12 protein-coding genes and 1 riboswitch are annotated in these 14,015 nt (G+C 25.6%); of the genes, 11 read left to right on the top strand and 1 reads right to left on the bottom strand.

All coding sequences use genetic code 4. The features are described from left to right. Positions 1-116 precede the first annotated feature (116 nt). From SDIMI_RS03490 to phoU, 5 genes are read left to right on the top strand one after another with little or no spacing between them, the layout of a single operon-like run. A complete protein-coding gene (locus SDIMI_RS03490; RefSeq protein ID WP_020836612.1) occupies positions 117-3,068 on the top strand; it encodes an AAA family ATPase in 2,952 nt (983 codons plus the stop codon). Between the two features lie 21 nt (positions 3,069-3,089). Beyond that, entirely contained in the window at positions 3,090-4,274 is a 1,185-nt protein-coding gene (gene ptsS, locus SDIMI_RS03485) for a phosphate ABC transporter substrate-binding protein (RefSeq protein WP_020836611.1), read from the top strand. After that, positions 4,268-6,397, top strand: a complete 2,130-nt coding sequence (gene pstA / locus SDIMI_RS03480) for a phosphate ABC transporter permease PstA (protein WP_020836610.1) — start codon at positions 4,268-4,270, stop codon at positions 6,395-6,397. The genes ptsS and pstA overlap by 7 nt, the downstream gene beginning before the upstream one ends. 2 nt (positions 6,398-6,399) lie before the next feature. Further along, positions 6,400-7,269 carry a phosphate ABC transporter ATP-binding protein PstB gene (pstB, locus tag SDIMI_RS03475; RefSeq protein ID WP_020836609.1) on the top strand — a complete coding sequence of 290 codons (870 nt, stop codon included), beginning with the start codon at positions 6,400-6,402 and terminating at the stop codon, positions 7,267-7,269. A gap of 11 nt (positions 7,270-7,280) precedes the next feature. Further along, positions 7,281-7,973, top strand: a complete 693-nt coding sequence (gene phoU, locus SDIMI_RS03470) for a phosphate signaling complex protein PhoU (RefSeq protein ID WP_020836608.1) — start codon at positions 7,281-7,283, stop codon at positions 7,971-7,973. A gap of 25 nt (positions 7,974-7,998) precedes the next feature. Here phoU and SDIMI_RS03465 read toward each other — a convergent pair whose 3' ends face one another. Continuing rightward, a complete protein-coding gene (locus SDIMI_RS03465) occupies positions 7,999-8,883 on the bottom strand; it encodes a hypothetical protein (protein WP_020836607.1) in 885 nt (294 codons plus the stop codon). A gap of 80 nt (positions 8,884-8,963) precedes the next feature. On the opposite strand from SDIMI_RS03465, the gene ftsY reads away from it, so the two are divergent. The 6 genes from ftsY (at position 8,964) to metK (ending at position 14,015) form a co-directional block, all read left to right on the top strand. Further along, on the top strand, positions 8,964-9,950 hold the full coding sequence (gene ftsY / locus SDIMI_RS03460; protein ID WP_020836606.1) for a signal recognition particle-docking protein FtsY: 987 nt from the start codon (positions 8,964-8,966) through the stop codon (positions 9,948-9,950). Continuing rightward, positions 9,943-10,266: a YlxM family DNA-binding protein gene (ylxM, locus tag SDIMI_RS03455; protein ID WP_020836605.1), complete on the top strand. Its 324-nt coding sequence runs from the start codon at positions 9,943-9,945 to the stop codon at positions 10,264-10,266. Before ftsY ends, ylxM begins: the two co-directional genes overlap by 8 nt. Continuing rightward, entirely contained in the window at positions 10,266-11,030 is a 765-nt protein-coding gene (locus SDIMI_RS03450; protein WP_020836604.1) for a TIGR00282 family metallophosphoesterase, read from the top strand. The genes ylxM and SDIMI_RS03450 overlap by 1 nt, the downstream gene beginning before the upstream one ends. Positions 11,031-11,293: 263 nt before the next feature. Further along, positions 11,294-11,659 carry a hypothetical protein gene (locus SDIMI_RS03445; RefSeq protein WP_020836603.1) on the top strand — a complete coding sequence of 122 codons (366 nt, stop codon included), beginning with the start codon at positions 11,294-11,296 and terminating at the stop codon, positions 11,657-11,659. Between the two features lie 65 nt (positions 11,660-11,724). Continuing rightward, positions 11,725-12,690, top strand: a complete 966-nt coding sequence (locus tag SDIMI_RS03440; protein WP_020836602.1) for a serine aminopeptidase domain-containing protein — start codon at positions 11,725-11,727, stop codon at positions 12,688-12,690. Positions 12,691-12,729: 39 nt separating this feature from the next. Then, positions 12,730-12,825, top strand: a riboswitch (SAM riboswitch). A 56-nt stretch (positions 12,826-12,881) separates the two neighbouring features. Continuing rightward, on the top strand, positions 12,882-14,015 hold the full coding sequence (gene metK, locus SDIMI_RS03435) for a methionine adenosyltransferase (protein ID WP_020836601.1): 1,134 nt from the start codon (positions 12,882-12,884) through the stop codon (positions 14,013-14,015).

The raw sequence follows: 14,015 nt of genomic DNA, 5'->3' as shown, positions 1-14,015 counted from the left end.
CTAATAGGGGGTTTTTATTTTTTAACTTTATACTAAATAATTGTACAAATGGATTAAAATCTATATAATGATTTTGTTATATAGGACGGCTATATACGATTACACGAGGTAAAAAAATGATATTCTTAAAAAAAATTGAAGCATATGGGTTCAAATCTTTTGCTGAACCAACAACTTTAAATTTTGATTTTTCAATGACAGGGATTGTAGGTCCTAATGGTAGTGGTAAGTCTAATATAAATGACGCTATCATGTGAGCTCTTGGAGAACAATCATATAAATCATTACGTGGAGATTCAATGGATGACATTGTTTTCTCAGGAAGTAGTGAAAAAAAGCCATTAAACATGGCTGAAGTTACCCTTGTATTCGACAATAGTAATAGAGCTTTTAGCTCATTAGATTATAATGAAGTATCAATTACAAGAAAATTCTTTAAATTAACAAAAGAATCTGAATATTTTATTAATGGAAGTAAAGTTCGTTTAAAAGATATTCAAGATATTGCACTTGAAACAGGATTAACAAAATCTAGTTTAGCAATAATTTCACAAGGTTCAATTAGTAATTTTGTTGAATCAAAACCAGAAGATAGAAGAAGACTTTTTGATGAAGCAGCTGGAGTTGCTCGTTATAAAAAAAGAAAAGAAGAAGCTATTAGAAAACTTGTAAGATCTCAAGATAATTTAGATAGATTAAATGACATAATAAATGAAATTGAAAGAAAACTACCAACATTAAAAAGACAATCTAAAAAAGCTTCAACTTATAAAGAATTTTTTGAGGAATTAAAAAATATTGAAGTTTCTGTTTTAGTTAATGACATTAAACTTTATAAACAAAAGATAATTGAAATTAGTGAACAAAAAACTGAACTTAAAATACAAATCAGTTCATTAGAAAAACAAATTAGTAAAAAAAGTGAAGAATTTAATGGGATATCACAATCAAGTTATGATAATGAAAGAGAACTTTCAAAATTAAACAAGGAATTTACTAAAATTGTTGAAAAAATAAGTGAATTAAAAGTGTCAAGAATAACTTTAGAATCTAATAAAAGTAAAGTAGATATTGATAATAAAGAATTCAGAGTTTCTGATTTAAAAAATAAATCAAAAGAATTAGAAATCAGATTAGAAGCAGAAGAACAAAAACTTGCAAAATTATTAAATGATAAAGTTGAAAAAAGAGAAAAATTAGACCAAGCAAGTTCTAAACGTTTTGAATTAAATCAACAACTAGATGGAATAAGAAAACATTTAGCAAAAACTGAATCAAGTTTAGAAGCTTTGTTAGCTAGAAAAAATTCATTAGATAATTTATTTGAAGGTGTAAAAAATATTTTGGAAAATAAAAATACACTTTCAGGTATTATTGGAACTGTCCAAGATTTAATTAACGTTAAAAAAGATCATGAAGTTGCAATTTCAACAGTAATCCAAAATGGCTTACAAAATATTGTAGTTAAATCAGCATCAGATGTAAAAGTTTCAATTGAATTCTTAAAAAACAACAAAGCTGGTTATGCAACATTTTTACCATTAGATAATTTAAAACCTTCATATATTAATAACGAAACAAGATTCATTATTCAAAAAGCTAAAGGATTTATTGGTTTTGGGAATGAATTAGTAAATATTGAAAAAAAATATCAAGTAGTATTAGATTACTTATTATCTAATTATTTAGTAGTTGATGATTATGATAATGCAGTGGAACTTTCTAAAGTTACAAATCAAAAGTTTCATATTGTGACTTTGGATGGTCAAAGAATACTTCCACATGGAGCAATCGTTGGGGGAAGTAGAAAAACTAAAAATGTACTTTTAAATGATGCAAATCAAATTCAAGAACTTGAAATTATTAAAAAGGAATTAGATAATAAAGAAACATTAATGTCAAAAGAAGTAACTTCATTGAGTGTTAATATTGAAATTCTTCGTGAAGAATTAGCAGAAATTCAAACTTCTATTGGTGCTTCAAGACATTCATCAGAATTAATTGAAAAAGAAGCAAATGAAGTAAAAGAAGAATTTAGAGTAATTACAGGAAAAGAATTAAATGGTGGAGAACAAGAGTTCCAATCAGTTGATGAACAAATTATAAAAATTATTTCTGAAATTTCTGAACAAGAAACTAAAAAAGATGAAGTCCAACAACAAATTAATGTTATTAGATCATTAAAAGATAAATCAAATGAAAGACAAAATAACTTGAATTCAATTATTAATGAAGACAGGGGAATGTTATCTTCATTAAAAGATAAATATTCTAATTTAAATTCAGATGGAACTTTAATGTTTGAAAAACAATCTAATGCAACAACTAGATTAGCTCAAAATTATAATTTAACTTATGAAGCAGCTTTAGAATTAAATACTTCAGTTGTTGAAAAGGAAAATGAAGTTAGAGATAGAATTAACTACCTAAGAAAAGAAATTAATTTATTAGGAAATGTTAACTTAGAATCTATTGAAGAATATGAAGAAGAAAATTCAAGATATCAAAATTATGTTGAACAAACACAAGATATTCTTGACTCAATTAAAAATCTAAAAGATGCAATTGGTGATATGGATCAACAAATGATAATTCAATTTAAAAAAATTATTAAAGATGTTAATCAAGTATTACCAGAGACTTTTGCAACTTTATTTGGTGGCGGAACAGCATCAATTATTTACACAAACCCTGAAGATATTTTAAATACAGGAATTGATTTAAAAATGTCTCCCCCAGGTAAAAAAATTGCAAATTTAAATTTATTAAGTGGTGGAGAAAAATCAATGGTTGCACTTTCAGTATTATTTTCAATATTAAAAGTTAAACCAATACCGTTAGTAATTTTGGATGAGGTTGAAGCACCATTAGATATCGCAAACGTTGAACGTTTTGCAAAATATATTAAAACATTTACATCAAATACTCAATTTATGATTGTTACTCACAGAATGGGTACAATGGAAAATTGTGATACTTTATTTGGAGCAACAATGGAACAAAAAGGTATTACAAAACTTGTTCAAATTAAATTGATCGAAGCAAAAAAATTATCAAATACAAATTAGCAACATGCTAGGAGAAAAACTATGAGTAGGAAAATAAGCATAATATTATTGATTTGTTTATCAGTGATATTAGGTCTCTGAATATGAAGTTTTGCCGCACCTAAGAAATCAATTATTTTAGGGGGTAGTACAAGTGTTAATCCGTTTATGCAGAAATTAACAAAAGAATACTATGATAACGAAAAAATAGACTTTATTTATAATTCAACAGGTAGTCAAGCTGGTGTTGGAGGAGTAGAAAAAGATATGTATTCTGCTGGATTTATTTCAAAAGATATTAGTAGTGGTACTTTGACTCAAGGTAACACTTTTTTAGATTTATGTAATGAATCAAAAAATGAATGTGCTTATGAAGGACATAAAGAACAAATTAAGAATAATTCTAAGGAAAGAAAAGATTCGTATGTTGCATTAGAATTTGCAATTGATGCAATTGGAATTATCTATAATGCACCAAATTATTGAGAAGAAAAAATAACTATAAATAATAGTGAAAACCTATTAACCTTGAATGATTTAGTAAATTTTAATTTAGATTCTTCTACTGATTCTGATAAAGAATTACTTAAAAAAGTTTATAGTGGAAATATGTATTGAGAAGATTTAGCAAAAGAGTTAGTTAAAAAATTAGATAATGAAAACGCTAAAAATGATTTTGAAGTTTTAATCTCAAAACAGCCAAGAACTAAAATTGTTACTTTTACAAGAGAAGATGGTTCAGGTACAAGATCTGCTTTTTCTGATTTAACAGGTATAAAAGAAATGTCAACTTCAAATGTTGTTAACTCAAATGGTTCAATGGTTGAAAATATGACAAAAAGTCCAAGTTTAGGATATGTATCAAATGCCTTTTTAGGTCAACTTTATGAAGGTGGACAAATTAAATTAGCTGGAATTAACGATGGTAAATTATCAATAGGAAAAGATAATGATAAACCTTTAAAGTGAGAAGATAATGAATGAAAAACTTGAAAGGATAATAGTCCTGAAAATAATGAATCATTAAATGAGCAATTTATTAAAAAAGTTTATGAGTTTAAGAGACCGTTTATTGCAATTTTTAATACACATAATAATCATTTAGATAGTCTTTTAAAACTATTTGATTATTTCAATGATGAAAAATCAAATGATGTATTTAAAAGTGAGGGATTAGTAAAGGAAATGAAATTTAAATCAACTTCTTTAGGAGGTAAATCATGATAAAAACTTCAGCTAAAAGTTTACCAAAAGCTAAAACTTCTAAAATGGATTTAACAACTAAATTATCAATATTCTTTATTACTTCAATTGTTTTAATAATATTGGCTATTTTAGTTGGATATATTCTTTATAAATCAGTTCCCATTTTTAAAGAATTTTCATTCTTTAAATTCTTATTTTCTGGAAATTGAGCTCCAGCAAAAGATGAAGCAACAGGAGCAAGTTATGGTTTAGGTAAAATTATCTTATCTACATTAATGATGATGTTCATTACATTATTATTTGCTATACCATTAACAATATTTAGTTCATTGTTTATTACTGAATATTTAAAAAATAGAACAAAAAAATTCGTAGTTACAGTAATTCAATTACTTGCAGGTATTCCTTCAGTTGTGTTTGGGCTATTTGCATTAGACCAAATTGGACCAATTTTTGTTGCAATGGGCGCACCAACAAGTGGTAATATGATGACTGCAAGTTTTACACTAGCATTTATGGCATTACCAACAATGATAAGTTTATCAATTAACGCCATTGAAGCAGTTCCAGAAGGTCATAGATATGCTTCATTAGGTTTGGGAATGACAAAAGAAAAAACTACTTTTGGTGTAGTTTTAGTGTCAGCAATGCCAAAAATTATTACAGCAATCATTACTGGTGTTGCAAGAATTATTGGAGAAACAATGGCAGTAATTTTAATTGCTGGAAATTCAACAAAGGGACTTAATACAGGAGATGGGTTCTTTGGTTTTATATTTTCTTCAATTAGAACATTAGCAGGAACAATTGGATTAGAAATGTTAGAGAATCATGGTAATATTCATGAATCAGCGTTATATGCAATTGGAATGGTTTTATTTATTATTGTTATTTTTATTAATTTACTTATTATTGCAGTGGGAAATATAAATAATAATAAAACGAAATCAATTAAAAATATTAAACATAAAAAAGTAAAATCAAGATCAAATAACTATGAATATGAAAGTCATAGTTTAAATATCTTAGTGCAAACATACACAGAAAAAAGATTTGCAAAAAAAGTGAATAGCTTTATTTTAAACTTCTTTATGATTTCATCAACAGCAATAATAATTGGATTTACAAGTTGAATACTTTTAACTGTTACTTTTAAAGGTATTGGTGGATTTGATCCAAGTGCATTTATTGAAATTGAAGGACAAAGAAGTGGTATTTTTGCTTTAATCTTTACAACTATATTACTAGTTTTAGCAACAATAATATTTGCTATTCCATTAGCATTGATTGTAGCGATTTATTTAGCAGAATATGCACATAAAGATAGTACTTTTGCAAAAATAATTAGATTTTCAATTAATGTTTTAGCTTCAACTCCAAGTATTGTATTTGGGGTATTTGGTTTAAGTTTATTTGTTGTTGCAATGGGTATACCTATGTCAATATTTGCATCAAGTTTGACAATGACAATGGTAATCTTACCTTCAATGATCTCAACATTTGAAGATTCTATAACTTCAGTACCTCCTTTATATAAAGAAGCTGCATATGGTATGGGTATGACTAAAACAGGAGTTTTATTTAAAGTAATATTGCCTAATGCGACAAAAGGACTTGTTACTGGAACAATATTGGCTATTGCAAGAATTATAGGAGAATCTGCACCAGTTTATTTAACACTTGGAACTGCAGTTAGAATGCCAACAGAGGGATTCTTTTCATCAGGTGCTACTTTAACTACACAAATTTATATGATGGCATCAGAGGGAAATGATCCTCATACATTAGGAGTAGCTTATCAAATTGCGTTAGTTACAATTATGTTAGTATTAGGATTAAATTTCTTAAGTAAATATATTGGAGTTAAATTAAATCCAGTTCATAAAAAAATTCCATTTAAGGTTAAATTAAAAATTTTCATTGGTATGTTTACAATTGCTAAGTTTAAAAAAGTAGTTGCAAAAACTAAAAAAGATACAATATCTATTTATAGAAAGTGAGTATATTATTTTAATTTTAAAAGAATGAAAATACATTTTAAAAATGCAAAAGTTAGAAATAAAGTAATTAAAACTATTAAGCAAGAAGCTAAAAATAAGTCTAAAATAAAAAGTAAGAGTAAAAATGAAATGAGGGAAGATTAATCATGGCAGTAGATAAAGCAATTGACAATGAAGTTTCAAATATAGAAGATTTAGAACTTTTATCAGAAGAAAAGATATTTCAAAAACCAAAGAATCTTCCTTTAAAACAAAGACCTAATGTAATTGAAGTTGAAGATTTTAATTTCTATTATAATGGGGGTTCTAAGCAAGCATTATTTAATATAAATATGAATATTAAAGAAAATACAGTAACTGCTTTCATTGGACCATCTGGATGTGGAAAATCAACATTACTAAGATCAATAAATAGAATGAATGATTTAGTTGATAATATTGCAGTTGATGGAAAAATAAAAGTTCATTCAAAAGATGTTTATGAAAAGGGAACTGATGTAGTTAAACTTAGAACTGAAGTAGGAATGGTATTTCAAAAGGCAAATCCATTTCCAATGTCAATTTATGATAATGTAGCATTTGGTCCAAGAAATCAAGGAATTTTAGATAAAAATGCATTAAATCAAATAGTAGAAGATTCACTTAAAAAGGCAGCACTTTGAGATGATGTAAAAGATTATTTAAAAGATTCAGCTTTAGGACTAAGTGGTGGACAACAACAAAGATTATGTATTGCAAGAGCAATTGCCATGAGACCAAAAATTTTACTAATGGACGAACCGACAAGTGCTTTAGATCCAATTGCAACATTAAAAGTTGAAGAACTTATTTTAAAATTAAAAAATGAATATACAATAGTAATAGTTACACACTCAATGGCACAAGCTACAAGAGTAAGTGATTATACAGCGTTCTTCTTGCAAGGTGAATTAATTGAGCATGATAGAACAAAAAAAATATTTACTAATCCAAAAAATCAAAAAACAGAAGATTATATTTCAGGTAGATTCGGATAGGAGGGGAAAAAATGTCATACAATAAAATATTAGATAATGATATTAAAAGTATTAAAAGAGAATTAATCAAATTAGTTGAAGTTACAAAATCACAATATGCAAATACTTTTGAATCTTTAAAAGAACAAAATCTAGTTTTAGCAAAAGAAGTAGTTGATGGGGATATTAAAATTAATGATCTTCAAAATAGTTTCACTAAAATGGCATTATGAAAAATTGCAAAACAACAAATGGTTGCAGGAGATTTAAGACTAGCAGTTGGTGGAGTTTTAATTAGTCGAGAAATTGAAAGAATAGCTGACGTTGCAAAACATATTTGTGCATTTACAATTAAATATAACCCTGAACCAATTGAAATAGAATATATATCAAAAATGTTTGATTTAGTTAATAAAATGCTTAATATTATTTCTATTTTAATTGAGAATTACGATAATGATCAACACAAAAAAGTTTTAAAAACAGAAGAACAATTAAGTATTGAATTTTCAAATCTTTCAAATATTCTTGCAATAAGAAATTTTGAAGCTAAAAATCAAGTAGAATCAAAAAAAATTATTACAATTGTTAGACAATTAAAAAATTTAGAAAGAGCTGGAGAATGTTTAATTAATATTGAAGAAACTTTACAATTTATTAGAACTGGTAAATTTGAAGAATTACAAGAAACAATTATTAATAATCATGATACAGATAAAAAATAAAAGGAACTTATTAAATAAGTTCCTTTTATTTTATTCTATTTAAAGTTATTAACTTTGCAATTGTAAAATACTTATCTGATAAAGAGAAAGTTAATTGATCTTTTTCTTTTGACTCTATTTTAAAGAGCTTATCAAATTCAATATTTGAATCTGTAAAAAATGAATTCTTTTTAATTCAATTAAAGATTTCCTTATTCATTAATTTTTCATCTGAAAAAAAATTAATATAGTTGTCAAATTTATTTTTTCCAATTAATTTTGAATCTCTTAGGATATTTATTTTTAATTCAGTATTATTTAAAAATTCAGCTTTTAATTCATTACTTTCCAATTTATTTATTGGATCAAAATCTAAAAATTCCCAGAATTCATTTATATTATCTAAAAATAACTCTGATGAAGCATATCAATCAAAAATATTTTTAAATTGTGCTTTCAATAAATCTTCAAATTCCAATTGAATATAATTATTTTTTGTTAAAATAAAAGGATTATTTTCTAAATATTTATTTATAACAGTACAAAATTCTTCAATCTTGTCATAGTTAAATAAAACCAAGTTAAATCTCATTATTATTTTTTCTTTTAATAGACTACTATTATTTTTATCCATAAACAAAACATCAATTTCACCATTTTCGTTATTTAATATTTCAAAATCAATTTTTTTAAATAAATTCTTACCAAATTCATCAAGTGAAAATGCTTCTTCTAAAGCTTTTGAAATATCTTCATTTGAAATGTCAGATGGAATTTTGCTTTGATTTACTCTATAATACAAAAAATCATCCATAGATGTTAAATACTTTGAGTATCTATTAGTATTTTTATTTTCATCTGCAAGAGCAACACTAACTCCTGTAGAAACAGTTAGACCTAACGATAGTCAAACCGATAACATTTTCTTCATAATTATTCCCTCACACAACTAATATATTTATAATATATTAAATTTATTATACAATTAATATTGAGAAATGAGGAACTTTTATGGGATTTTGAAATAATTTAAAGCAAAGAAGAGAAATAAAAAAGCAAGAAAAAAAGCATAAAAAGGACCACAAGAATACTCTAACTTTTTCAAATGATATTAAAAAATTAAGTAAAAGTTATAAAGAACCAAATAACCAGTTCTTTGAAGAATTAGAAAATGTTTTAATAAAAACAGATATGGGTATGAAAATAGTTTTAGAAATCTCAAATAGAGTTCAAAAAAGAACAAAACCTAAAAATACTTTTAATGAAATAAAAGAGATTTTAGCTGAAGAAATTTATGAAGCATATACTGATGGGGGAAAATTTAATACTGAATTAAATTACAAAGAAGGTAGATTAAATGTCTTTATTATGGTCGGAGTAAATGGTGTTGGAAAAACAACAAGCATTGCTAAAATAGCGAATTATTATTCAAATTTAGGTAAAAAAGTACTAATAGCAGCTGCAGATACATTTAGAGCAGGAGCAGTTGAACAATTACAAGAATGATGTGATAAAAGACTTACAAATGTTGATTTAATTAAATCAACAAATAATTCAAAAGATCCAGCCAGTGTAGTATTTGATGGAATAAAACGAGCAAGTGAAGAAAACTATGATTTGCTTTTAATTGATACAGCAGGAAGACTTCAAAATAAAGAAAATCTTATGAAAGAATTAGAAAAAATGACTAAAATAATTCAAAAAAGTGTAAAAGATGGACCACATGAGAGATTATTAGTAATTGATGCTCAAACTGGACAAAATGGAATAAGTCAAGCAAAAGCATTTTCTGAAACAACTAAGGTTACTGGAATTGTTCTTTCAAAAATGGATGGAACAAGTAAAGGTGGAATTGCACTTGCAATTAAAGACATTTTAAATATCCCTGTTAAATTAATTGGAACTGGTGAAACAGTAAATGATATAGAAGAATTTGATGTTGATAATTATATTTGAGAGTTAACATCAGATTTTATGGAAGATAATAAAAATGATTAATCAAGATATTAAAAAAACAGCAAATTTAGCTGAATTATATGATCACTATAAAAATTTACTAACAGAAAAACAAACTCAATATTTTGAACTTTATTTTTTTGAAGATTTAACTTTACAAGAAATTTCAGAAGAATTTGGTGTATCTAGGAATGCAGTTTATGATAGCATTAATAAAACTTCTGCTTTATTAGTGGACCTAGAAGAAAAATTAAAAGTAAAATTAAGAAGTTCTAATATTAAAGAGTCATTAGATAAATGAAAAAATAAAAAAATATCAACAGAAGATTTGATAGTGGAAGTGGAGAAAAATTTATAATGAATTTTTTAATTATCGGAGATATTTATTCCAAATCAGGAAGAGATGTTTTAGAAGAAAATATCAATTCAATTATAGAAGAAAATAATATTGATTTTATAATTGCAAATGGTGAAAACATCAGTCATGGTAAAGGAATCAATAAAAACCATTATGACTTTTTAAAAAATTTGGGAATAAATGTAATTACTAGTGGAAATCATATATTTAAAGTTAAAGAAACATTAGAATATATTGACTCTGTTAAAGATCTTTTAAGACCTGCAAATATGAATTCATATAATAAGGGTATTGGTACAACTCAATTTGATTTTAAGGGAAAAAAAATTAGAGTAACAAATCTTATGGGTAAAAGTTTTATGGAACATGTAAATAATCCCTATGAAGTTATGGATAAAATTCTTGAAAACGATAATTCAAATATACATATAGTAGATTTTCATGCTGAAGCAAGTGCGGAAAAATTAGCATTTGCTTGAAATTATGATGGTAAAATATCTGCACTTGTAGGTACACACACGCATGTACAAACAGCTGATGAAAGAATACTTCCAAAAGGAACTGCATTTATTACAGATCTTGGAATGACAGGACCTATTAACTCAATAATTGGGGCAAATCCAGAGGAAGTTATATTTAAAGAAAAAACAGGTCTTCCTACAAAATTTATTCCTTGTGAAAATAAGGGAATGCTTTGTGGAGTAATTATAAAAATTAATGAGCTTGATAAAGTAGAAGAAATAATAAGACTACAGATTAAATAATATTTTTAAAAAGGAATTAAATAAAATTTCAGAAATTGAAGAAATTTCTACTATAAAAACTATTTATAATAGAATTACAAAAATATACCAAGATATTGTCAATCAAACATATTTACGTCCTTAAAGCATACTATAATGGTTAGTAAACTTATAAAAACTTTGCATATTATAAAATTTGTTGAGGAGAGTATTTAATATGACATTTTTTAGGAAATTTGTGTATAATAATTTTATTAAAGATAAATCTTATAGGAGATCAAAATATGAAAAGACATGATAAGCTTAGAAATTTACATGAAGCGTTATTTGCTTTAGATAAAGAAGTAAAAAATGTATGTAGAGGTTTAGAACAAAGATTGAAAACTGCTGCTAAATATAGAGATACTTATGAAAGAATTTTAACTGAAGTGGAATTTGAACGTAAAAATGAAATGTATGGTAGATCAACAATTTATGACTTTGAACGTATGAGAATAAATCTTGAACAAGATGCTGGTAATGTTATTTATGAAGCAATCAATGTTATGGGAAATGATGAATTTATTGTTAGAAAACAAAACGTTATTTTTGCATTTTGATTTATGGGTCAATTTGATGTTTATGCATTAGATTTATCTCATGGAGATTAATATTTAAACAATATAAACGCTTATCAAAAGTGTTTTTTTTATCTATAATTAAGTAAGGTGATTTTATGGAAATTTGAAAAGCTGTTTGAGATCTAATTAGCATAATAGTTTATGTAACACTTAGTACATTTTTTTTGATATTTTTATTACTTTTAATAGCTAGAATAGTTAAATTTAATAAGTTAAAGTTTAAAAAGGATGTTGTAGTTAAAAGTGAACTTATTAAAAAGAAAATGTTTAAAACAAGTGATGGATATGAACTTAGATGATATGGTGAAATAAATCCTAATAGTGAGTTTATTATCATCGGAATTCATGATATTTATAGAAATAGAAAAGACTTTGATAATTTTGATAGTTGACTTAGAAAAATAAAAAAAGATCAATTTTCACTAGTTTCATTTGATCAAAGAAATTGCGGTGAAAATATTGTTGAAAAGCAATATCATTTTGGAACTACTATTTCAGATTTGAAAGAGATTATTGAAGTTATAAGTGAAAATAATCCAAATTCAAAAATAATTCTTTTAGGAGATGGATTTGGATCGACAATAGCAAGTTTTTTTTCAAAAGATGAAAAAGTATATAAAATAATTTATTCTTCATTAAGATTAAATAATGCATATAAAAAAACTTTAGGGTTTTATATTAAATTATGATGAGGTACTTTATTCAAAGCAGATTTAAAATTGAAAAGCATAATAAATGGTTTAGATTTTACAGATGATAAGAACTATGCTAAAAAAATTGAAGATGAAAATCTTACAAAAAACTTATTTACAGTAAGAGATTATTATTTATGAAAAAAAGCAAATAAAATAAGTATAAAAAACTTTAATAAATCAATTATTGAAAATATAATATTGCTTTCAAATAATGATTTTTATTGTGATCCTAAAAAAATTGTTAAATTTATATCAAATTTAAATAAAGATAAATATAAATTAGAAACAATTAAAGGAAAGAAACATTATTTATTAAATACAAAAAACTCAGAAGAAATATTTAAAATAATAATTGAAAACATATAGTTTTTTGTTATTATTACTTTAGAAAAAACTTAAAAACAATTCTTATGAAGAACTACTGAGAGAAAACAACTCAATGAAGTGGTAGCAACCTATTTAAATTAGGTGCTTAAATTAAGGGGAAACCAACTATGAGATTTAAAAACTTCTCTTTTGTTGGAGAGTTTTTTTATTTTTAAGAGGAGAAAATATATATGAGAAGATTATTTACTAGTGAATCAGTTTCAGAAGGGCATCCAGATAAGCTTTGTGATCAAATTAGTGATGCTATTTTGGATGAATGTTTAAAACAAGATCCAAATTCAAAAGTAGCTTGTGAAACTTTTGTTACAGAAAATTACCTATTAATAGGTGGCGAAATAACTACAAAAGCAAATGTGGATTATGCATCAATTGCAAAATGAGTTTTAAATAGAGTAGGTTATAAAGATGCAAATACTGGAATTGACCCAGAAACATGTGAGATATTAGTTAAAATAAATACTCAATCACCTGATATTGCAATGGGTGTAGAACAAGAAGAAATGGGAGCAGGAGATCAAGGGATTATGTTTGGTTATGCCAATAATGAAACATCAACTCTTATGCCTTATTCAATACAAGTAGCTCATGATTTAGTTCACATTGCTTCAAAATTAAGAAAAGCATCAGCTTTTAAATGAGCACAACCAGATATGAAATCACAAGTTACAATGGATTATACAAATGAAAATAATCCAAGAATTGAAACTATTTTAATGTCAATTCAACATGACGCTGATTATGATAAAGAAGAATTTGAAAAATTTGTAAAAATAAATATTATGGATGTAATTGCAAAGAGATATGGATTAAATACTGACTTCAAGGTTCTAATCAATCCAACAGGTAGATTTGTTATTGGTGGACCAAAGGGAGATACTGGTTTAACTGGAAGAAAAATAATAGTTGATACATATGGAGGATATTCACGTCACGGTGGTGGAGCATTTTCTGGAAAAGACCCAAGTAAAGTAGATAGAAGTGCTGCTTATATGTGTAGATATGCTGCGAAAAATATGGTTGCTGCAAAATTGGCAGATAAAGTAGAAATTCAAGTAAGTTATGCTATTGGTAAACCCGAACCAGTTTCAGTATTTATTGAAACTTTTGGAACAAATAAAGTATCAATGGATGTAATGTATAAAGCATTAAAGGAAAATTTCAATTTTAAAGTTAGTTCTATAATCAAAGAACTTAATTTAAAATCTCCAGTATATTTCAGAACAAGTAAATATGGACATTTTGGTAAAAAAGAATTTAGCTGAGAGAAATTAGATAAAGTAAGAGAATTAGAGGTTTATTTGTAA

The sequence above is a fragment of the Spiroplasma diminutum CUAS-1 genome (assembly GCF_000439455.1).
In the GTDB taxonomy this organism is placed as follows: Bacteria; Bacillota_I; Bacilli_A; order Mycoplasmatales; family Mycoplasmataceae; genus Spiroplasma_A; species Spiroplasma_A diminutum.
Note: the sequence above shows the minus strand (reverse complement) of the source record. Positions and strands in the feature narration are given on the sequence as shown.